The organism is Cellulomonas marina (assembly GCF_900111925.1).
In the GTDB taxonomy this organism is placed as follows: Bacteria; Actinomycetota; Actinomycetes; order Actinomycetales; family Cellulomonadaceae; genus Cellulomonas; species Cellulomonas marina.
This window is the reverse complement of the sequence record NZ_FOKA01000009.1, coordinates 72023-92193: the sequence shown is the minus strand read 5'-3', so window position 1 is coordinate 92193 and position 20171 is coordinate 72023. Positions and strand designations below refer to the sequence as shown.

Sequence of the window (20171 nt, the reverse complement as noted above, 5' to 3'; positions counted from 1 at the left end):
TGGGGGTGGCGATGGGGATGCCCCAGGGTACCGAGCCGCTGTGGCAGCCCTGAACGGGCGTCCGGCCCACGGGCAGGCGGGTGGCGGCGGGCCGTGGGAGCGTCGCAGCATGGCCCGGCCGGTGCGCCTCGTGCTCCCCCACCAGCTGTTCGCGGAGCACCTCGACGTGCCGCGCGGCACCGTCCTCGTCCTCGTCGAGCACGACCTGCTGGTCCGCCAGTACGCGTTCCACGCCCAGAAGCTCGTGCTGCACCGTGCCGGCATGCGGCGGTTCGCCGAGCGGCTGCGCGCCGCCGGGCACGACGTCGAGGTCGTCGAGAGCCGCGCGGACCGGTCCAGCCACGACGGCCTCGTCGCCCTGCTGCGGCGCCTGCGCCCCACCGGGGTGAGCGTCGTCGACGTCGTCGACGACTGGCTGGGCCGCGACCTGTCCGCCGCGCTGGAGGAGGCCGGGCACCGCCTGCGGCCCGACGAGGTGCTGGAGTCGCCCGGATTCCTCACCACGCGCAGGCAGCTGGTCGACGCGCTCGGCGGCAGCCGCAGCCGCGCGCGCATGCAGCACTTCTACGCCTGGCAGCGGCGGCGCCTCGACGTCCTCGTGGACGGCGACGAGCCCGCCGGCGGCCGCTGGTCGTTCGACGAGGAGAACCGCCGCTCGCTGCCCGCGCACGTCGTCGTGCCGGCTGTGCCGCCGGTCGCGGAACGGCGGCACTCCGAGGTCGAGGCCGCGATCTCCTGGGTGCGCGACGAGTTCCCCGACGCCCCGGGCGACCCGGACGCCTTCGCCTGGCCGACGAGCCACGAGGAGGCGGCGGAGTCGTTCGAGGTCTTCCTCGACGAGCGCTTCGGCCTCTTCGGCCCCTACGAGGACGCCATCTCCGCGCACCACGACACGCTCTTCCACTCGCGGCTGACGCCGTCGCTCAACACGGGCCTCGTGTCCCCGGCGCACGTCGTCGAGCGCGTGCTGGAGGTCGCCGAGCGGGACGGGGTGCCGCTGCCGACCGTCGAGGGGTTCGTCCGCCAGGTCATCGGGTGGCGGGAGTACATGCGCGGGACCTACCACCTGTGGGGACGGCGGCTGCGCACGGGCAACCGGCTCGGGCACACGCGTCCGCTCGCGCCGGGCTGGTGGGACGCCACGACGGGCCTCGAGCCGGTGGACCTCGTGGTGCGGCGGGTGCTGGACAACGGCTGGGCGCACCACATCGAGCGGCTCATGGTGCTGGGCAACGCGATGACGCTGCTGCGCACCGACCCCGACGACGCCTACCGCTGGTTCATGGAGATGTTCGTCGACGCCTACGACTGGGTGATGGTGCCGAACGTGTACGCGATGAGCCAGTTCGCCGCCGGGGAAGCGGTGACGACCAAGCCGTACGTGTCCGGCAGCGCGTACCTGCGGCGCATGTCCGACATCCCGGCGGGGCCCTGGACGGCGGAGTGGGACGCGCTCTACTGGACCTTCGTCCGCGACCACGCCGACGTGCTCGGCCGCAACGCCCGCTCGCGCGTCATCACGCAGGCCTACGACCGGATGGCACCGGCGACGAAGGCGGGGCACACCCGACGCGCGGCGGCCTGGCTGTCCTGACGGGCGCGCGGCCGACGGGCCCGGCGCGCGCGGTGGAGCCCCGCCGGGAACACGACCGGCCCCGCCGTCCGTTGCGCCCGGCATGAGAGCTGTCGCCTACCACCGCTTCGGCGGACCCGAGGTCCTCGAGACCGTCGACCTGCCCACCCCCCTCGTCGGCCCGGACTCCGTGCTGGTCCGCGTGCGCGCCGCGGGCGTCAACCCCGTCGACTGGAAGGTGCGCCAGGGCCACCTGCAGGGGCTCCTGGACCACGTGTTCCCGGTCGTGCCCGGCTGGGACGTCGCGGGCGTGGTGGAGAAGGTCGGCCTCGACACCCCCGAGTTCCAGGTGGGCGACGAGGTCGTCGGCTACGTGCGCAAGGACGTCATGCACGGCGGGACGACCGCCGAGCTCGTCGCCGCGCCCGTGCGCACGCTGGCGCGCAAGCCGGAGAGCCTGTCGTGGGCGGAGGCCGGGGGCCTGCCGCTCGCCGGGCTGACCGCCTACCAGGCGCTGCGACGGCTGGGCGTCGGCGAGGGCGACACCGTGCTCGTGCACAACGCGGCCGGTGGCGTCGGGTCCTTCGCCGTCCAGGTGGCCCGGGCCTTCGGCGCGCGGGTCATCGGCACGGCCTCCGAGCGCAACCACGAGCGCGTCCGCGGGTTCGGCGGCGAGCCGGTGCCCTACGGCGACGGGATGGTCGAGGCCGTGCGCGCGCTGGTGCCCGGCGGGGTGGACGCGGTGCTCGACCTCGTCGGTGGCGGCGTCGCGACGACGACGTCCGACGTGGGGACCGCCGGCGTGCGGCTGGCGTCGGTGGCGGACGGGTCCGTGACGCAGCTCGGCGGCGCCTACGTGTGGGTGCGCCCGGACGCGGCGGACCTGGCCGCGCTCGGCGCGCTGGCCGACGAGGGCCGGCTCACGGTCCCGGTCGCCGCGACGTTCGGGCTCGAGCAGACCGCGGACGCCCACCGCCTCTCCGAGGAGGGGCACGCCGCGGGCAAGGTCGTCGTCACGGTCGACTGACGCCCGCGGTCGGCACGGTGCCCGCGGCCGGGCGTCGCCGGCCGGTGCCGGCCGGTGCCGGCCGCGGCACCCCTACCGTGCGTGCATGAGCGTCCTCGCCTCCGTCGCCCTGTTCGTGGCCGCCGCGCTCGCCGAGATCGGCGGCGCCTGGCTGGTGTGGCAGGGGGTGCGCGAGCACCGGGGCTGGGTGTGGATCGGGGCGGGCGTCGTCGCGCTGGGCCTGTACGGATTCGTGGCGACGCTGCAGCCCGGGGCGCAGTTCGGGCGGATCCTCGCCGCCTACGGCGGGGTGTTCGTCGCGGGGTCGCTGGTATGGGGGATGGTCGTCGACGGGTACCGGCCGGACCGGTTCGACGTCGTCGGGGCGCTCGTGTGCCTCGTCGGCGTCGCGGTGATCATGTACGCGCCGCGCGGCGGCTGACCGGGTCGGTGCGGGTCCCTGAGGGTCCGTGGGGCCCGTGTCGGTCCCGGTCGCTAGCGTGCGACGCGTGACCTCCTCCCCCGGCGCGACGCCGACGCCCGTCCCCGTCACCGCTCCCGTCACCGGGCCCGTCGACGGGCCCGTCGACGGGCCCATCGATGGGCCCGTGCCCGGGTCCGGCCCCGTGGTCCCGCACGCCGACGAGCCCCTCGGCCACGACCCCGGCTTCCTCGGGGACGCACCCGCGCTGGCCGTCCCCCTGCCCGTGCCCGCCCAGCGCGTGCGGGAGCTGCCGGCCACGCACTTCACCGTGCTGCTGGACCCGGTCCGGCGCCTGGCCGCGGCGACGGTCGTGGACGTCGACGGCGCGTCCCTGGTCGACGTGCCGCGCGGCGACGACTGGCGGCTCGACGAGCGCGTGCCGGCGGACGAGCAGGCGGGTCCGGAGCTGTACGCCCGCAACGACCTCGACCGCGGGCACCTCGTGCGCCGCCGGGACCCGGTGTGGGGCCCGCCGGCCGTGGCCGCGCGCGCCAACGCCGACACCTTCCGCTACCCCAACGCCGCCCCGCAGGCGTCCCGCTTCAACCAGGGCGAGGACCTGTGGGTCGGCCTCGAGGACCACGTGCTGGCGTACGCGCGGGCGGAGCGGAGCCGGCTCGTCGTGCTCACCGGCCCCGTGCTCGCCGACGACGACCCGGTCTACCGCGGCATCGGCATCCCCCTGCTGTTCTGGAAGGTCGCGGCGTGGGCGGAGGGGGACCGCGTGCGCGCCCTCGCGTTCGTGCTCGACCAGGAGCCCGCGCTCGACGAGGACGAGCTGCGGGCCGGACGCGCACGGGCCCAGGCCGCCGACGAGCCCCCGCCGCTGGGGCCCTTCCGCACGTTCACCGTCCCCGTCGCGGACGTCGCGGCGCGCACGGGCCTGGGGCTCGGTCCGCTCGTGGCGGCCGACGTGCAGGCGGGCGCCGTCGTGCCCGCGACCGCGCCGACGCGCGAGGACTGGCTGCCCCTGCGCACCGCCACCGACGTCGAACGGCTGCTCGCGTGAGCGCTCGGGTCCTGCTCCTCACGCTGGGCGGCACCATCGGTTCCTCGCGGCCGGCGGGCGGCGCACCCGACGCGGGAATCGTGCCGACCTCCGGCGCCGCGCTGCTGGCCCGCGAGCTGGAGCCCTGGCTGGCGGGTGTCACGCTCGTCCCGCACGAGCTGCGGCTCGCCCCCTCGCCGTCCCTGCTGCTCGACGACGTCCTGGCCGTCGCCCGGGCGGTCCGTGCGGCGGCCGAGGACGCCACCGACGGCGGGTTCGCCGGGGTCGTCGTGTCCCAGGGCACGGACACGCTCGAGGAGACGGCGTTCGTGCTCGACGTGCTGGGCGCGGCGCGGGACCTGCCTGTCGTCGTCACGGGCGCCATGCGGGACCGGGAGGCCCCGGGCACGGACGGACCGGCCAACCTCGTGGCGGCGGTCGACGTGGCCGCGTCCCCGGCCGCACGGGGGCACGGGGTCCTCGTCGCCTTCGCCGACGCCGTGCACGCCGGCCGTCACGTGCGCAAGGAGTCGTCGACGCACACCTCGGCGTTCACGTCGGCGCCGTGGGGTCCCGTCGGGCACGTGCACGAGCGGGTCCCGCACCTGCCGCTCGTCGCCCAGCCCGTGCCCCGGCTCGCGGCGGCCGACGCGCTGCTGGCGGCGCCGCCCGGGGGCTGGCCCGCGGTCGCGCTGGTCGGCACCGGCCTCGGCGACGACCTGCGGCTCCTGCCGCACCTCGCCGCGCTGGGCTACGCCGGGGTCGTGGTCGAGGGGATGGGTGGCGGCCACGTCGCCGCGGTGGCCATGGAGCACGTGCGCGGTGCGCTGGCGCACGGGCCGGTCGCCGTCTGCAGCCGCGCGGGCGTCGGGCCCACGCTCCGGCGGACCTACGGCTACCCCGGCGGGGAGATCGACCTGCTCGGCGCGGGCGCGCTGTGGGGCGGCCTGCTCACCGGCGCGAAGGCGCGGCTGCTGCTCGCCCTGTGCCTGCGGGCCGGGCTGTCGGGCGACGCGCTGCGCACGGCGTTCGAGGCGCTGGCCGCAGCCTGACCGCCCGCCCGGCCACTCCGCCTCATCCGTCCAGCCCGCCCACCCCGCCAGGGTGCAGCGGTCGGCGCGGCGGGCAGCGCGCGCCTCAGACCGCTGCCGGCCGGGGACCCGGCCGACGCGGAACGACCAGCGGCGTGCCCGTCTCCGGGTCCGGCACCACCCGGCAGGGCAGCCCGAACACGTCCTCGACGAGCGCCTCCGTCACGACCTCCGCCGGCGGTCCCTGGGCGACGACGCGGCCGTCGCGCAGGGCGACGAGGTGGGTCGCGTACCGCGCGGCCTGGTTGAGGTCGTGCAGCACGGCGACGAGCGTGCGGCCCTCCTCGTGCAGGCGGGCGAGCAGCTCCATGACCTCGACCGCGTGGGCGATGTCGAGGTAGGTGGTCGGCTCGTCGAGCAGCAGGAGGTCGGTCTCCTGCGCGAGGGCCATGGCCAGCCAGACGCGCTGGCGCTGGCCGCCGGACAGCTCGGCCACGGGCCGCTCGGCCAGGTCGGCCACCTCCGTGGCGGCCATGGCGGCACCCACGGCCGCGGCGTCGGCCGTCGACCACGGCCGCAGGACCCGCTGGTGCGGGTAGCGCCCGCGCGCGACGAGGTCCGCCACCGTGATCGCCTCGGGGGTCACGGGGCTCTGCGGCAGCAGCGCGAGGCGGCGGGCGACCTCCTTGGGCCGCTGCTCGGCGATCGGGCGGCCGTGCAGCAGCACGTGCCCGTCGCGCGGGCGCAGGGTCCGCGCCAGCGCCCGGAGCAGCGTGGACTTGCCGCAGCCGTTGGGGCCGATGACGACGGTGAAGGACCCGGCGGGCACCTCGAGGGTCAGGTCGTGGACGACGACGCGGTCGTCGTAGGCCAGCGTCAGCCGCTCCGCGACGAGGGGTGCGGCTCGCCCCGCCGGACCCGTGGCCGTGCCGGTCGTCGTGCCGGTCGTCGCGCCTCTCGTCGTGCCGTTCGTCGCACCCGTCCACCGCGTCATGCCGAGGCCCTCCGCCACTCCCGCACCAGCAGGTACGCCAGGTACGCGCCGCCGAGGGCGCCGGTCACCACGCCGACCGGGTAGGGCGTGCCGGGCACGGCCCGCTGCGCCACCTGGTCGGCGACGACGAGCAGCGCCGCGCCGGTGCACCCGGCCGCCGCCAGCCCGGGCCCCGCCGCCCGCGTCAGCCGCCGCGCCACCTGCGGCGCCGTCAGCGCGACGAACGCCACGGGCCCGCAGACGGCCACCGCCGCCGCGGTGAGCAGCACCGCGAGCACGACCCCGGCGGTCCGGACGTGCGCCGGGGGGACGCCGAGGGCGGTGGCCGACTCGTCGCCCATCTCCACCAGGCCGAGCGGGCGGCTGAGCGCCAGGGCGGCGGGCAGCAGCAGCACCACGGCCGCACCGACGAGCAGGACGTCGTCCCAGCCGCGCGCCGCGAGCGAGCCGTAGATCCAGGCGGCGACCTCGAGCGCGTCCTCGCGGGTCGCGCGCGCCAGGGCGGTCTCGACGAAGGCCAGCGCCATCGCCCCGACGGCGATCCCGACGACGACCATCCGGAAGGGCGAGGCGAACCCGCGACCCGACCCGAGGAAGACCGCCGTGATGGCGATGCCGGCCCCGATCAGCGCGCCGACCGGCACGGGCACGGCACCGGGCCAGACGAGTCCCGCCGCCGCGGCGCCGGCGGCCGCCCCCGAGCCGAGGCCGATGACGTCCGGGCTGCCGAGGGGGTTGCGGGTGACGGACTGCAGGAGGGCGCCGGCGACGCCGAGGGCGAGCCCGGCCAGGGCCCCGACCGCGACGCGCGGCAGCCGGTCGGAGAGCACCACGAAGCGCTGGATGCGCGTCCCGCCGCCGCCGAGCACCTGCGCGACCTCCGGCAGCGCGAGGCCGAGGCGGCCCAGCGTGAGCGCGGCGAGACCCGCGGCGGTGGCGACGAGCAGGGCACCCACCCCGACCGCGACGGACCGGCGCCGCGTCGCGTGCCCGGGACGGCGGACGGGCCCGTCGGCCGGGGCCGGGCGCGTGGCGAGGGCGCTCATGCCGCCACCCGACCGCGTCGCACCGCGGCGACGAGGAACGGCGCGCCGACGAACGCCGTCACGGCCCCGACGACCAGCTCCCCCGGCCGCGCGACCACCCGGCCGACGACGTCGGCGGCCAGGACGAGCACCGGCCCGAGCAGGGCGCAGTAGGGCAGGAGCCACCGGTGGTCGGGGCCGGTGAAGCCCCGCACGACGTGCGGCACGGCGAGCCCGACGAACCCGATCGGACCCGCCGCGGCGACGGCCCCGGCGACGAGCAGCGTCGCGGCCACCAGCCCGAGGACGCGTGTGGTGCCGGGCCGCAGGCCGAGCGCGGTGGCGGCCTCGTCGCCGAGCGCGAGGGCGTCGAGCGGGCGCGCCAAGGCCAGGGCCAGCACGAGCCCCGCGGCGACGAACGGCAGCACCTGCCCGACCACCGCGGGGTCCCGACCCGCGAGGGAGCCGAGCACCCACGCGCGGTAGGCGTCGAAGACGGTGGGGTCCGCGAGCGAGACCGCCTGGATGACGGCGCCGAGCACGGCGCTGACGGCGGCGCCGGCCAGCACGAGCCGCACCGGGCCCGCCCCGCCGCGGCCGGCCCGGGCCCCGCCGGACCCGACGAGCTGCACGACGACCGCCGCCAGCAGGGCCCCGGGCACCGCCGCCCACGGCGTGCGCCCGACCCCCGCGCCCGCCACCGCCGTGAGGACGACGATCGACGCCGCCGCCCCCGCGTTGACGCCGAGCAGCCCGGGGTCGCCGAGCGGGTTCCGGGTCAGGCCCTGGATGAGCGCGCCGGAGACGGCCAGCGCGGCGCCGACGAGCAGGCCCAGCAGGGTCCGCGGCACCCGGGAGGCCACCACGGTCGCCTCGAAGGACCCGTCGGGCGCGACGAGCGCCGTCCAGACAGCGGCGAGCGGAACGCCCCGCGCCCCGACGGCGATGCTCAGCCCGGCAGCGAGGACCAGGGCCGCCCCCGCCACCAGCAGCCCGGCGGCGAGCAGGCCCGTACGCCCCCGCGGGCGGCGCACCGCGGGGGCGGCCGGGGCGGGTGCCCCGGCCGCCCCCGCGGAGGGTGCCGTCACGACCACGCGGTGCCGGGCGTCAGAGCTTCTCGGCGGCGGCGGTGATCATCGGCACGTAGGCGTCGACGGCCCACGGGATGCCGAGCGGCGTGGCGGTGGAGACGGCCATGCCGAGCTGGCGGTCGAGCATGGGCACGTACGCGCCGGACTGCACGGCCGGGATCTGCGCGAAGAGCTCCTGGCCCTCCGTGGCCTGCTGCTCGGCCTCGTCGTTGAACCAGGTGAAGAGCAGCTGGGCGTCGGCGAGCCGGTCCGCGTTCTCCAGGCCGAGCGACGCGGTGAAGGTCCCCTCGTCGGGCTGCAGCGCCGCCACGGACGGGGCGACGGTCAGGCCGAGCTGGGTGAGGAACTCCACGCGCGTGTCGCCCGGCATGTACACGGTGAGGGCCCCGGGCTGGGTGCCGGCGTAGACGTAGGCGAACGACACGCCCTGCAGCTCCGGGTGCGCCGCGACGGCCTCGTCGATGGCGGCCTGGCGCTCGTCGAGCAGCTCCTGGGCACGCTCGGGGACGCCGAGGGCGGTCGCGGCGATCTCGACCTGCTCCTCGATCGGGGTCTGCCACGGCTGCTCGGGGTACGCCACGACCGGGACGACCTGCGAGAGCTGGTCGAAGACGTCCTGCTCGAGGCCCGACTGCGGCGCCAGGACGAGGTCCGGCTCGAGGGCCAGCACGGCGTCGACGTCGAGCTCCGGGTACATGGCGATGGTCTCGGGCAGCTCGGCGCCCTGCTCCTCGACGGCGTCGCGGAACCACGGGTGGTAGCCGTCCTCGTCGCCGCCCCACGTGTCCTCCTCGATGCCGACGGGCACCGTGCCGAGGCCGAGGGCGATGTCGTCGGCGCCCCAGCCCAGGGTGACGACGCGCTCGGGCTTCGCCTCGATCGTCGTCGGGCCGAGCGCGCCCTCGATGGTGACGGGGAACGCCGCGTCGCCACCGGCACTCGACGATGCGGCCGGCTCGGCGGAGCCGGCGCTGCTCGAGCCGGCGTTGTCGGTGCCGCCGCAGGCGGCGAGGGCGAGGGCGACGGCGGCGACGAGGCCGGCGGACGCGCTGCGGCGCAGGTGGCGCACGGGAGCTCCCGGGAGGTCGAAGGGGGCGGAGAGTGAGGGAAGCCTAACCTTCTCCCACTACCCCTTCGACCATGCCTCCGTCACAGCGCGAGCGCACGACCCGTCAGCCGCTCGAACGCCTCGAGGTACTTGTCCCGGGTCCGCGCGACGACGTCGTCCGGCAGGGGCGGCGGGGGCGCGTCCGACGCCCGGTCCCACCCCGACGCCGGGGAGGTCAGCCAGTCCCGCAGCACCTGCTTGTCGACGCTCTCCTGCGCCCGCCCCGGCTCCCACGTCGCTGCCGGCCAGAACCGCGAGGAGTCGGGGGTGAGCACCTCGTCGCCCAGCGTGAGGGCGCCGGTGACCGGGTCCGTGCCGAACTCGAGCTTCGTGTCGGCCAGGACGAGCCCGCGCTCCCGCGCGATGCCCTCGGCCCGGGTGTAGACCGCGAGCGTGAGGTCCCGCAGCTGCGCCGCGAGGTCCGCGCCGACGGTGGCGGCCACGGTCTCGAACGGGACGTTCTCGTCGTGCTCGCCGACGGCGGCCTTCGTCGCCGGGGTGAACACGGGTTCGGGCAGCCGGGAGCCGTCGAGCAGGCCCGGCGGCAGCGGGATGCCGGTCACGGAGCCGGAGGCGCGGTACTCCGCCAGCCCGGACCCGGTGAGGTAGCCGCGCGCGACGCACTCCACCGGCACCATGTCCAGGCGGCGGCACACCATCGCGCGCCCGGCCACCGCCGCGGGCACCGGGACCGGGAGCACGTGGTGCGGGACGAGGTCGGCGAGCTGCTCGAACCACCACAGGCTGAGCTGGGTCAGGACGACGCCCTTGTCCGGGATGCCGGGGCTGAGCACGTGGTCGTAGGCGGAGACCCGGTCCGAGGCCACGACGAGCACGACGTCGCCGTGGGCGGCGACGAGGGCGCGGCCCGCCTCCCCCTCGTCCGGCTCGTACAGGTCGCGGACCTTGCCGGAGTAGGTGTGCCGCCAGCCCGGCAGCGCGCCGACGACGGGCACCCCGACGCCCGTCACCCCAGGTCCGCGTCGTGCAGCGCGTCGGGCACGGGCAGCCCGACGAGGCGCAGCAGCCGCTCGACGGTCTCCTCGACGAAGACGTCCTGCGGGTCCTCGACGCCCTCCTCGGCGAGGAGCGCGCGCACCTCGCCCGGCTGCACGTCGTCGTGCCCGACCTCGGCGGCCCAGGCGGCGAAGGCCTCGGCCTCGCCCGCGAGGTCCACCGGCTCGCTCTCCGCCGGGTCGTCGTAGTAGTCGCGCGGCTGGTAGCCGAGGTAGAAGCGGCCCAGCCCCTCGGGCGCGGGCCGGTAGGTCACGGTCGCGAGGTCGCTCTCGTGCACCTCGATGGTCAGGCTCGGCTCGTCCGCGGGGTCCCCGCCCCACTCGCCGCCGCCGTACGTCAACGTCTCGGAGCCGCTCACGACCCTCCCCCTCCGTCCGTGGCCGGGCGCCGTCGCGGCCCGACCGCCGTCAATCCTGCGACGCCGCCGCCGTCAGCGCGATGTCCGTCCGGTGGTGCGACCCGGGCAGGCCGACCCTCTCGACCCCGGCGTAGGCGGCCTCCCGCGCACCGGCCAGGTCCACCCCGACGCCGACGACGGACAGGACGCGCCCGCCCGCGGCGACGAGGGTCGCGTCGTCCGCCTGTGCCGTGCCGGCGTGGAGGACGTGCACGCCCGGCACCGCCGCCGCCTCGTCGAGCCCCGTGATCGCGTCCCCGGACCGGACCGTGCCCGGGTACCCGTGCGCGGCGACGACCACGGTGACCGCCGCCTCGTCGCGCCACTCCAGGGGCGGGAGCGCGGCGAGCGTGCCCGTCGCGGACGCCTGCAGGACGCCGGCCAGCGGCGTGGCGAGCCGGGCCAGCACCACCTGCGTCTCGGGGTCGCCGAACCGGGCGTTGAACTCGATGACGCGCACCCCCCGCCACGTCAGGGCGAGGCCGCAGTACAGGACCCCGGAGAAGGGGGTGCCGCGGCGGGCCATCTCCGCGACCGTCGGGCGCGCGACCTCGCGGACGACGTCGTCGACGAGCGTGGCCGGCGCCCACGGCAGCGGCGAGTAGGCGCCCATGCCGCCCGTGTTCGGGCCGGCGTCCTGGTCGTGCGCGCGCTTGAAGTCCTGCGCCGGGACCAGGGGCACGACGTCGGTCCCGTCGGACAGGACGAACAGCGAGATCTCGGGGCCGTCGAGGTACTCCTCGACGACGACACGGCCCCCGGGCTTGGCGAGGCACGCGGCGGCATGCGCCAGGGCCTCGTCGCGGTCGTCGGTGACGACGACGCCCTTGCCGGCCGCGAGCCCGTCGTCCTTGACGACGTAGGGCGGGCCGAACGCGTCGAGCGCGGCGGCGACCTCCGCCTCGTCGAGCGCCACGCGGGCCTCGGCCGTGGGGACGCCGGCGGCCGCCATGACGTCCTTGGCGAACGCCTTGGAGCCCTCGAGCTGCGCGGCCGCGGCCGAGGGGCCGAAGGCGGCGATCCCGGCGGCGCGCACCGCGTCCGCGACGCCGGCGACCAGGGGCGCCTCGGGCCCCACGACGACGAGGTCCACCCCGAGCCGCGCCGCCAGGGCCGCGACGGCCTCCCCGTCGAGCGGGTCGACCGCGTGCAGCGTGGCCAGCGCGCCGATCCCCGGGTTGCCCGGGGCGGCGTGCAGGGCCGTGACGGCCGGGTCCTGGTGCAGCGCGCGGACGAGCGCGTGCTCGCGGGCGCCGGTGCCGACGACGAGGATCCTCACGCCGCCGGAGCCTAGCGGGGCCCCCCGACACCCCCGTCCCGCCGTCCGCGCAGGACCACGAGCTCCGTCCGCGGGCGACGAGGACGAGAGGGTGCGTGTCGACGTCCCGGACGTGGGTCGTCGGCGAGCAGCACACCACCTGGGCGGACACCGACCTGACGGCGGTCGTCGTGCAGCGGGGCGCCCCCCAGGCTGGTCGCTAGAGCAGCTCGTGCCGGACGATCGTGGCCTCGCGCCCGGGTCCGACGCCGATCGAGGAGATGCGCGTGCCGGACATCTGCTCGAGCTCGAGGAGGTAGCGCTGGGCCGCCTTCGGCAGGTCGTCGAACTCGCGGGCGCCGCTGATGTCCTCGCTCCAGCCGTCGAGGTGCTCGTAGACCGGCTTCGCGTGGTGGAAGTCGGACTGGTCGTCGGGCATCTCGTCGACGCGGCGGCCGTCGACGTCGTACGCGACCGCCACGGGGATGCGGTCGCGGCCCGTGAGGACGTCGAGCTTCGTGACGACGAGGTCCGTCAGGCCGTTGATCCGGCTGGAGTACCGGGCGACCACCGCGTCGTACCAGCCCGTGCGCCGGGGGCGGCCGGTCGTCGTGCCGTACTCGCCGCCGGTGCTGCGCAGCCACTCGCCGTCGTCGTCGAACAGCTCGGTCGGGTACGGGCCCTCACCGACGCGCGTGGTGTACGCCTTGGCGACGCCGACGACGCGGTCGATCCGCGTCGGGCCGATCCCCGACCCCGTGCAGGCACCGCCGGCCGTGGCCGACGAGGACGTCACGAACGGGTAGGTCCCGTGGTCGATGTCGAGCATCGTGGCCTGCCCGGCCTCGAAGACGAGCGTCTTCCCCTCGTCGAGCGCGCCGTTGAGCAGGAGCGGGGTGTCGGCGACGTGCGGGCGCAGCCGCTCGGCGTGCCGCAGCAGGTCCTCGACCGTCTCCTCGACGGTGATGGCGCGGCGGTTGTAGACCTTGAGCAGCAGGTGGTTCTTCTGGTCGAGGGCGCCCTCGACCTTCTGCCGCAGGATGTTCTCGTCGAACAGGTCCTGGATCCGCACCCCGACGCGGTTGATCTTGTCCGCGTAGGCCGGGCCGATCCCGCGGCCCGTGGTGCCGATGCGGCGCTTGCCCAGGAATCGCTCGGTGACCTTGTCGAGCGTGCGGTGGTACGGCGCGATGACGTGCGCGGCCGACGACACGACGAGCCGGTCGGTGGCGACCCCGCGAGCCTCCAGCGCGTCGACCTCGGAGAACAGCACCTCGAGGTCGATGACGACGCCGTTGCCGATGACGGGCACGACCCCGGGCGACAGGATCCCCGACGGCAGCAGGTGCAGGGCGTACTTCTCGCCGCCGATGACGACCGTGTGCCCGGCGTTGTTGCCGCCGTTGAACTTCACGACGTAGTCGGTGCGATCGCCGAGCTGGTCGGTCGCCTTGCCCTTGCCCTCGTCGCCCCACTGGGCGCCGAGCACCACGACGGCGGGCATGTCCTCACCACTTCCGGGTCTGCGGATGGTCTCGCGTCTGCGCGTCCTGCCCTCGCGGGCGGCGTCACGCCGCTGGTCCCGGGCAGCGGGGGCGTGCTCGCCCCCGCGCCCAGCCATGCTACCGAACGGCCCGTCGGCGTCCTGGGCCCCCGCCGGCTGGGCCCCGGCCCGTCAGCCGCGCAGGGCCATCACCTCGTCCGCGCTCGTGCCGCTGTCGACGAGGAACGTCCGGCAACGGGTCGCCTCGTCGTCCTCGCCGATGGCCTCGGCGGCCTGCGCGAGCGCCAGCAGGGCGCGCAGGAAACCCTGGTTGGGCTCGTGGGCGGCGGGCACCGGGCCCTGGCCGCGCCAGCCTGCGCGGCGCAGGGCGTCCAGCCCGCGGTGGTAGCCGGTGCGGGCGAAGGCGTAGGCGGCCACGGCGTCCGTGGCCAGGGCCTGCTCGGCCAGCAGCGCCCACGGCAGGCTCGCCGAGGGCGCCGTCCGGGCGGCGGCACGGGCGTCGTCGCCCGCGGCCAGCGCCGCGCGGGCCGTCGCGTCAGGTCCTTCGGCGGGCAGGAGCGTGGGCGCGGGACCGCCCAGGAGGTTGTCGTGGCTCATGGGTGCGACGGTACTGCGGACGGGAGACGCCGCTCCCGTACCGCGCACGGGTGACGCCGCCCCGGGCGGCGCCCCTGCACGTGCGGACCCCGGGGGCCGCTCGTACGCTGACGGGCGCCGGAGGCCCGACCGCCGGCGCCGGGCCCTCCCTGACGTCCCGGCCCTGCCGAGCCCGGGACGTGCGCGTGATCCAGATCTCGACGTCGCCGACGACGACGACGCTGACGGTCACCGGAGACCTCGACCTCGGCCAGCGCGACCAGTTCCCCGAGGTGACGGCCCGCGTCGGGTCCCTGCGGCGTCAGCTCCTCGTCGTCGACATGTGCGGTGTGACGTTCCTCGACTCCACCGGAGCCGCGTTCCTCATCTCCCTGGCGGACGGCGGCCGGCGGCGCGGGGCCGCCACCGTGCTGCGCGGCGCCGCGGCGCGGGACCTCTTCGTGCTCGAGATCTGCGGCGTGCTCGACATGTTCCGGCTCGACACGCAGCACCGCTGCCCCGAGACGCCCGACGACGGGACGCCGCCCGGGGGGACGCCCGTCGAGGAGGACGTCGTCGCGCCGCAGGCCGACGCCGCACCCGCGGGTGTTGACCGGCCCCACCCGTGATCCCGTAGGTTGCCACGCAGGCACCACCGCCACGCACCCGCACAGAGCCCCGCACAGAGCCCCGCACAGAGCCCCGCACAGAGCCCCACGGAACGGACGTCATGTCAGACAGCAGCACGCAGCCGGGGAACGGCGCACCGGACGGCTCGGACGTCACGGTGGGTGAGCCGGGGTCGGTGCACGTCATCACCGAGCAGGACCGGACGGTCATCGTCCTGTCGGGCGAGATCGACGCGGACCTCAGCCCCGAGCTGGGCGAGGCCACGGCCGAGGCGGAGGAGCGCGGCCTCCCCGTCGAGGTGGACGCCCACCACGTCACCTTCATGGACTCCTCCGGCGTCGCGTTCCTCGCGCGCCTCTCCATGCGCAGCAAGCACCGCGTGCGCCTGCTGCGCGTCCCGCCGACGGTGCGGTTCCTGCTCGACGTCACGAAGATCGGCGAGCTGCTCGACGTCGTCGACGAGCCGGCCAGCGGCGCGGAGAGCTCGCCCGTCGGCTGACCCGACGCATGCACGCCGGAAGCCCGGTCCCCCTCGGGGGACCGGGCTTCCGTCGTCGAGCCGGGCGGCGGTGGTCAGCCGATCTTCTGGCCCGCCGAGCGGAGCTGCTGGCACGCCTCGACGATGCGCTGCGCCATGCCGGCCTCGGCCAGCTTGCCCCAGGCGCGCGGGTCGTAGGCCTTCTTGTTGCCGACCTCGCCGTCGATCTTCAGCACGCCGTCGTAGTTCTGGAACATGTGCGTGACGACCGGACGCGTGAACGCGTACTGCGTGTCGGTGTCGATGTTCATCTTGATGACGCCGTTGTCGACGGCCTCGCCGATCTCCTCCGCAGTGGAGCCGGACCCGCCGTGGAAGACGAGGTCGAACGGGTTCTCCTTGCCGATCTCGGCGCCGACGGCCTTCTGGATGTCCGCGAGGATCGACGGGCGCAGCTTGACCGCACCCGGCTTGTACACGCCGTGCACGTTGCCGAAGGTGAGCGCCGTCAGGTAGCGGCCCTTCTCACCGGCGCCGAGGGCCTTGACCGTCGCCAGGCCGTCCTCGGCCGTCGTGTACAGCTTGTCGTTGATCGCGGCCTCGTGGCCGTCCTCCTCGCCGCCGACGACGCCGACCTCGATCTCGAGGATGGTCCGGGCGGCCTGGGACAGCTCGAGGAGCTCCGCGGCGATGACGAGGTTCTCGTCCAGCGGGATGTCCGAGCCGTCGAACATGTGCGACTGGAACGTCGGGTTCTCGCCGCGCTTGACCTGCTCGGCCTCGAGCGCCAGCAGCGGGCGCACCCACGAGTCCAGGTTCTTCTTCACGCAGTGGTCGGTGTGCAGCGCGATCGTGACGCCGTAGTTCTTCGCCACCTCGGTCGCGTAGGCCGCGAGCGCGAGGGAGCCGGACACGCGGTTCTTGATCGTCGAGCCGGAGGCGTACTCGGCACCGCCCACGGAGACCTGGACGATGCCGTCCGACTCGGCCTCGGCGAAGCCCTGGATGGCGGCCGTGACGGTCTGCGACGAGGTGATGTTGACCGCCGGGTAGGCGAACGAGCCGGCCTTGGCGCGGTCGATCATCTCGGCGTAGACCTCGGGGGTGGCGATGGGCATCGCGGGCATCTCCTGCGTGTCGGTGGTGGGGGTGGCTCCGGCGCGGCGGTCCGCCGACCGGTCTGCCCCCGAGTCTGGCACGTCCCGTGCGGAGGTGACCGGGACGTCCTGCCCAGCGGTCGGGCCGTCGTAGCGTGCTGCCCGTGACCGCCGACGCCGACGTCAGCCCGCTGGACCTGCCGCCGCTGCCGGCCGGGCCGCACGTGCTGGTCCACACCTTCCCCGCGCGGGCCTTCGAGGAGGCCTTCCCCCTCGGCAACGGGTCCCTGGGTGCCATGGTGCTCGGCGACGCGCGCCACCTGACGCTCGCGCTCAACGACGACACCGCGTGGTCCGGCAGCCCCGCGTCCCAGGACGAGCCCGGGCTGCCCACGCCCGACGAGGCCGCGGCGGTCCTGGCGCGCACGCGGGCGCTGGTCGACGCCGGTGACCTCGTCGCCGCGACGGACGCGCTGCGCGCCCTGCAGCACCGCCACAGCCAGGCCTACCTGCCGTTCGCCGACCTCGTCGTCGAGGTGCTGGGTGCGCCGGAGAGCCTGACGCCGGGTCCCGCCGTGCGACGGACCCTCGACCTGCGCACCGCCACGCACCTGACCGCCGAGGGACCCGCCGACGACCCCGCCGTCGCGCACCGCACCTGGGTGAGCGCCCCCCACCGCGTGCTCGTCCACGAGGTGGCCACCCGCGCGCCGCAGGACGTGCGCCTGTCCGTGTCCAGCCCGCTGCGCGTGCTGGGGGCGACGGACGGCGCCGACGGGCTCGTGCTCCACCTCCAGCTGCCCGCCGACGTGGCGCCGACGCACGACGACGTGCCCGACCCGGTCCGCTACGACGACCGCCCCGGCGCCTCCCTGCGCGGCGCCCTCGTCGCCCGCCTGCAGCACGACGGCACCGCGCGGCGCGACGACGACGGCCGCCTCGTCGTCGCCGGCGCCACGCGGCTCGTCGTCGTCCTGGCCACGGCCACCACCTCCGCCGGCCCCCTGCAGACGCCGCGCGGCGACGCCCGGGACGCGGCGGCCACAGCCCGCGACCGGGTCGACGCCGCGCTGGCGGCCGGGGTCCCCGCGGTCCGCCGCGCCCAGCTCCACGACCACGACGCGCTCTACGGCCGGGCCGAGCTCACGCTCGACGACGCCGTCACCGGCGGCGACACCGCGGAGCGGCTGCTGGCCGTGAACGGCCCCGACGGGGCCGACCCCGCGCAGGACCCGACGCTGCTCGCGACCCTCTTCCACCTCGGGCGCTACCTGCTGATCTGCTCCTCGCGCCCCGGCACGCTGCCCGCCACCCTGCAGGGCATCTGGAACCGGGAGCTGCAGCCGCCGTGGAGCTCGAACTACACGACGAACATCAACGTCCAGATGGCGTACTGGCCGGCGGGCCCGACGAACCTCGCCGAGACGGAGGAGCCGCTGCTGGACCTCGTCCGGGCGATGGCGGTCACCGGAGCGCGCACCGCCCGGCGCCTGTACGGCGCCGGCGGCTGGGCGGCCCACCACAACAGCGACGCCTGGGCGTACACGCTGCCCACCGGCCACGGGCGCCACGACCCCAAGTGGGCGGCGTGGCCCCTGGCGGGGTTGTGGCTCGTGCGGCACGTGGCGGACCACGCCTCCTTCGCGCCCGACGACGCCCTCCTCGACGACATGGCGGACGTGCTGCGCGGGGCGGCCGCCTTCGCCCTGGACCTGCTGGTGCGCGACGCCGACGGGCTGTGGGGCACCAACCCGTCCACCTCGCCGGAGAACGACCTGCGCACCGCCGACGGTCGGGTCGCCTCCGTCGCCGCCTCGTCCGCGGTCGACCTCGACCTCGTGCGCGGCCACCTGCAGCTCGTCCTGCGGGAGGCCGACCGGCGCGGGACGTCCGACGACGACCCCGTCGTGCGCCGTGCGCGCGCGGTCCTGCCCGCGCTGCGCCGGCCCGCCGCCGGCCGGTCCGGGGCCCTCGCGGAGTGGGCCGGCGACCACGAGCAGGTCGACCCGCACCACCGGCACCTGTCCCCGCTGGTGGACCTGTTCCCCGGCAGCCCCACGGAGCTCCCGGCTCCGGCGTGGCTGGCCGCGGCGGAGCGGTTCCTCGACGAGCGCGGCGACGAGGCGACGGGCTGGTCGCTGGCGTGGAAGCTGGCGCTGCGGGCCCGCCTGCGGCAGCCGGCGGCGGTCGACCGTCTCCTGCGCCTCGTGCTGCGCGACATGACGACCGACCGCGGCGGCACGAGCGGCGGGCTCTACCCGGACCTGCTCGCGGCGCACCCGCCGTTCCAGCTCGACGGCAACCTCGGCGTCACCGCCGCCCTGGCCGAGGCGCTCCTGCAGTCGCACCGCGGGGAGGTCGAGCTGCTGCCCGCGGTGCCGGCCGCGCTGCGCGCCGGCGCGGTGCGGGGCCTCGTCGCCCGGCCGGGCGTGGAGGTCCGGGTGAGCTGGGACCGGGACGACGAGGGACGGGCGCGCGTGCGGGGGGCCGCCCTGCGGGCGCAGCACGCCCGGGCGGCGGGGGAGCACCGGGTCGTCGTCGGCCGCCGCGCCGCCGTCGTCGTGCTGCCGCTCGGCGTCGAGGTCGAGGTCGACGCGCTGCGCGGCGCCTCCGCCGGGTAGCGCGCACCGGAGGTCCCGCCGCCCCGGCGGGTGGCGCGACCTCGGCCCCCCTACGGTGGCGGGATGACGAGCGACGACACCCTCACCCTGCGGGTGCTGCGCACGTTCCTCGACGAGGTCCACCTCGCCACCCCGACGACGTCGCGCGGGTGGCCGACGACGCGGCGCGGCTGCTCGGCTGGCGGGCTCGGCTGTGGGTGACCGACTTCGAGCAGCGCCTGCTCGTGCCCGTGCCGACCACGGAGCTGCCGCCCGCGGAGCCGGTGGGATTCGACGGCACGCTCGCCGGGCGGGCCTTCCGCCGTGTCACTCCCGTGCCCGCACCCGGCGAGCCGCCCGTGCTGTGGCTCCCCCTGCTCGACGGGGTGCACCGGTTCGGGGTGGTCCAGTACGAGCTGGCGGCGGGAGACTCCCCCGACGACCCGGACGTCCGCGACCGGTCCGCGCTGCTCGCGCACCTCGTCGGGCACCTCCTGGCCGCCAAGAACCCGTACGGGGACACGCTGGACGTCGTCGGGCGCCGCCGGCACCGGTCCGTGGCCACCGAGCTGCTGTCGGGGCTCCTGCCACCCCTGACCTTCGGCTGCCCGGGGCTCGTCGTGTCCGGGCTGCTGGAGCCCTGCTACGAGGTCGCCGCGGACGCCTTCGACTACGCCGTGCAGGACCGGACGGCCTACCTGGCGGTGCTGGACGCGGCCGGCCACGACCTGCAGGCGACGCTGGCGGTCTCGGTCGCGGTCGCCGCCCTGCGCAACGCGCGCCGCGAGGGCCGGACCCTGTACGAGACCGTCACGGGGATCGAGGAGGCCCTGCAGGAGCAGTGGCACGGCGAGACGTTCGTGACCGCCGTCCTCGCCGAGCTCGACCTGCCCAGCGGGCGCCTGCGGTACGTCAACGCCGGCCACCCGGCCCCGCTGCTCATGCGCGACCGCAAGGTGGTCAAGCGCCTGGAGGGCGGCCGCCGCATCGTCCTCGGGCTGGGCCACGGGGAGCTGGAGGTGGCCGAGGAGTGGCTGCAGCCCGACGACTGGCTGGTCCTGCACACCGACGGGATCACCGAGGCGCGCGGGCCCGACGGCACCTTCTTCGGCGTGGACCGGCTCGTCGACCAGCTCGCGCGGTCGGCGGCCAACGGCGAGCCCGCCCCCGAGACGCTCCGGCAGGTGGTGCACGCCGTGCTCCGCCACCAGGAGGGCCGGCTCCAGGACGACGCCACGCTGCTCGTCGCGCAGTGGTCGTCGGGCGAGGAGCGGGAGATGCACGCCCGCTGAGCCCGCACCGACGACGGCCGGG

At 76.4% G+C, this 20171-nt stretch carries 20 protein-coding genes; 10 read left to right on the top strand and 10 right to left on the bottom strand.

Annotation, left to right across the window (positions count from 1 at the left end):
• Positions 1–109 precede the first annotated feature (109 nt).
• The 5 genes from BM048_RS11030 (at position 110) to BM048_RS11010 (ending at position 5103) form a co-directional block, all read left to right on the top strand.
• Positions 110–1594 carry a cryptochrome/photolyase family protein gene (locus BM048_RS11030; RefSeq protein ID WP_090033107.1) on the top strand — a complete coding sequence of 495 codons (1485 nt, stop codon included), beginning with the start codon at positions 110–112 and terminating at the stop codon, positions 1592–1594.
• 82 nt (positions 1595–1676) lie between these two features.
• On the top strand, positions 1677–2600 hold the full coding sequence (locus tag BM048_RS11025) for an NADP-dependent oxidoreductase (RefSeq protein ID WP_090033106.1): 924 nt from the start codon (positions 1677–1679) through the stop codon (positions 2598–2600).
• An 85-nt stretch (positions 2601–2685) separates the two neighbouring features.
• Positions 2686–3021: a YnfA family protein gene (locus BM048_RS11020; RefSeq protein WP_090033105.1), complete on the top strand. Its 336-nt coding sequence runs from the start codon at positions 2686–2688 to the stop codon at positions 3019–3021.
• Between the two features lie 184 nt (positions 3022–3205).
• Positions 3206–4072: a DNA/RNA non-specific endonuclease gene (locus BM048_RS11015; protein WP_373308397.1), complete on the top strand. Its 867-nt coding sequence runs from the start codon at positions 3206–3208 to the stop codon at positions 4070–4072.
• A complete protein-coding gene (locus BM048_RS11010) occupies positions 4069–5103 on the top strand; it encodes an asparaginase domain-containing protein (RefSeq protein ID WP_090033103.1) in 1035 nt (344 codons plus the stop codon). The genes BM048_RS11015 and BM048_RS11010 overlap by 4 nt, the downstream gene beginning before the upstream one ends.
• A gap of 85 nt (positions 5104–5188) precedes the next feature.
• Here BM048_RS11010 and BM048_RS11005 read toward each other — a convergent pair whose 3' ends face one another.
• From BM048_RS11005 to BM048_RS10965, 9 genes are all read right to left on the bottom strand, one after another.
• Positions 5189–6076, bottom strand: a complete 888-nt coding sequence (locus BM048_RS11005; RefSeq protein WP_090033234.1) for an ABC transporter ATP-binding protein — start codon at positions 6074–6076, stop codon at positions 5189–5191.
• Positions 6073–7122, bottom strand: coding sequence for a FecCD family ABC transporter permease (locus tag BM048_RS11000; protein ID WP_090033102.1), 1050 nt, complete (start codon positions 7120–7122; stop codon positions 6073–6075). Before BM048_RS11000 ends, BM048_RS11005 begins: the two co-directional genes overlap by 4 nt.
• Positions 7119–8189: a FecCD family ABC transporter permease gene (locus BM048_RS10995; protein WP_203708734.1), complete on the bottom strand. Its 1071-nt coding sequence runs from the start codon at positions 8187–8189 to the stop codon at positions 7119–7121. The genes BM048_RS11000 and BM048_RS10995 overlap by 4 nt, the downstream gene beginning before the upstream one ends.
• A gap of 19 nt (positions 8190–8208) precedes the next feature.
• Positions 8209–9261, bottom strand: a complete 1053-nt coding sequence (locus tag BM048_RS10990) for an ABC transporter substrate-binding protein (RefSeq protein WP_090033099.1) — start codon at positions 9259–9261, stop codon at positions 8209–8211.
• 80 nt (positions 9262–9341) lie between these two features.
• Entirely contained in the window at positions 9342–10271 is a 930-nt protein-coding gene (locus tag BM048_RS10985) for a phosphoribosylaminoimidazolesuccinocarboxamide synthase (protein WP_203708732.1), read from the bottom strand.
• Entirely contained in the window at positions 10268–10675 is a 408-nt protein-coding gene (locus BM048_RS18225) for a hypothetical protein (RefSeq protein ID WP_090033098.1), read from the bottom strand. Before BM048_RS18225 ends, BM048_RS10985 begins: the two co-directional genes overlap by 4 nt.
• 49 nt (positions 10676–10724) lie before the next feature.
• On the bottom strand, positions 10725–11993 hold the full coding sequence (gene purD / locus BM048_RS10975) for a phosphoribosylamine--glycine ligase (protein WP_090033096.1): 1269 nt from the start codon (positions 11991–11993) through the stop codon (positions 10725–10727).
• Positions 11994–12192: 199 nt separating this feature from the next.
• Positions 12193–13476, bottom strand: a complete 1284-nt coding sequence (locus BM048_RS10970) for an adenylosuccinate synthase (RefSeq protein WP_090033094.1) — start codon at positions 13474–13476, stop codon at positions 12193–12195.
• Between the two features lie 171 nt (positions 13477–13647).
• The gene (locus tag BM048_RS10965; protein WP_090033092.1) at positions 13648–14073 is read right to left on the bottom strand and encodes a DUF3151 domain-containing protein; all 426 of its coding nucleotides are present in this window, start codon (positions 14071–14073) and stop codon (positions 13648–13650) included.
• A 185-nt stretch (positions 14074–14258) separates the two neighbouring features.
• Here BM048_RS10965 and BM048_RS10960 point away from each other — a divergent pair, with 185 nt between their 5' ends.
• Positions 14259–14681 carry an STAS domain-containing protein gene (locus BM048_RS10960; protein WP_090033231.1) on the top strand — a complete coding sequence of 141 codons (423 nt, stop codon included), beginning with the start codon at positions 14259–14261 and terminating at the stop codon, positions 14679–14681.
• Between the two features lie 101 nt (positions 14682–14782).
• Positions 14783–15181, top strand: coding sequence for an STAS domain-containing protein (locus BM048_RS10955; protein WP_090033090.1), 399 nt, complete (start codon positions 14783–14785; stop codon positions 15179–15181).
• A 74-nt stretch (positions 15182–15255) separates the two neighbouring features.
• Here BM048_RS10955 and fbaA read toward each other — a convergent pair whose 3' ends face one another.
• Positions 15256–16278: a class II fructose-bisphosphate aldolase gene (fbaA, locus tag BM048_RS10950; RefSeq protein WP_090033229.1), complete on the bottom strand. Its 1023-nt coding sequence runs from the start codon at positions 16276–16278 to the stop codon at positions 15256–15258.
• Positions 16279–16421: 143 nt separating this feature from the next.
• On the opposite strand from fbaA, the gene BM048_RS10945 reads away from it, so the two are divergent.
• The 3 genes from BM048_RS10945 to BM048_RS10940 all read left to right on the top strand — a co-directional run bounded on the left by BM048_RS10945 (position 16422) and on the right by BM048_RS10940 (position 20149).
• On the top strand, positions 16422–18878 hold the full coding sequence (locus BM048_RS10945) for a glycosyl hydrolase family 95 catalytic domain-containing protein (protein WP_175499510.1): 2457 nt from the start codon (positions 16422–16424) through the stop codon (positions 18876–18878).
• 63 nt (positions 18879–18941) lie between these two features.
• Positions 18942–19079 carry a hypothetical protein gene (locus tag BM048_RS18220; protein WP_175499508.1) on the top strand — a complete coding sequence of 46 codons (138 nt, stop codon included), beginning with the start codon at positions 18942–18944 and terminating at the stop codon, positions 19077–19079.
• Positions 19028–20149 carry a PP2C family protein-serine/threonine phosphatase gene (locus tag BM048_RS10940; protein WP_239078669.1) on the top strand — a complete coding sequence of 374 codons (1122 nt, stop codon included), beginning with the start codon at positions 19028–19030 and terminating at the stop codon, positions 20147–20149. Before BM048_RS18220 ends, BM048_RS10940 begins: the two co-directional genes overlap by 52 nt.
• Positions 20150–20171 lie beyond the last annotated feature (22 nt).

What these genes read in the sequence shown, in the direction of transcription:
- BM048_RS11025 (WP_090033106.1), top strand. Translation starts at nt 1,677, where the DNA reads ATGAGAGCTGTCGCCTACCACCGCTTCGGCGGACCCGAGGTCCTCGAG.
- BM048_RS18220 (WP_175499508.1), top strand. Translation starts at nt 18,942, where the DNA reads ATGACGAGCGACGACACCCTCACCCTGCGGGTGCTGCGCACGTTCCTC.
- BM048_RS11005 (WP_090033234.1), bottom strand. Translation starts at nt 6,076, where the DNA reads ATGACGCGGTGGACGGGTGCGACGAACGGCACGACGAGAGGCGCGACG.
- BM048_RS11020 (WP_090033105.1), top strand. Translation starts at nt 2,686, where the DNA reads ATGAGCGTCCTCGCCTCCGTCGCCCTGTTCGTGGCCGCCGCGCTCGCC.
- BM048_RS10965 (WP_090033092.1), bottom strand. Translation starts at nt 14,073, where the DNA reads ATGAGCCACGACAACCTCCTGGGCGGTCCCGCGCCCACGCTCCTGCCC.
- BM048_RS10970 (WP_090033094.1), bottom strand. Translation starts at nt 13,476, where the DNA reads ATGCCCGCCGTCGTGGTGCTCGGCGCCCAGTGGGGCGACGAGGGCAAG.
- fbaA (WP_090033229.1), bottom strand. Translation starts at nt 16,278, where the DNA reads ATGCCCATCGCCACCCCCGAGGTCTACGCCGAGATGATCGACCGCGCC.
- BM048_RS11000 (WP_090033102.1), bottom strand. Translation starts at nt 7,122, where the DNA reads ATGAGCGCCCTCGCCACGCGCCCGGCCCCGGCCGACGGGCCCGTCCGC.
- BM048_RS11030 (WP_090033107.1), top strand. Translation starts at nt 110, where the DNA reads ATGGCCCGGCCGGTGCGCCTCGTGCTCCCCCACCAGCTGTTCGCGGAG.
- BM048_RS10955 (WP_090033090.1), top strand. Translation starts at nt 14,783, where the DNA reads ATGTCAGACAGCAGCACGCAGCCGGGGAACGGCGCACCGGACGGCTCG.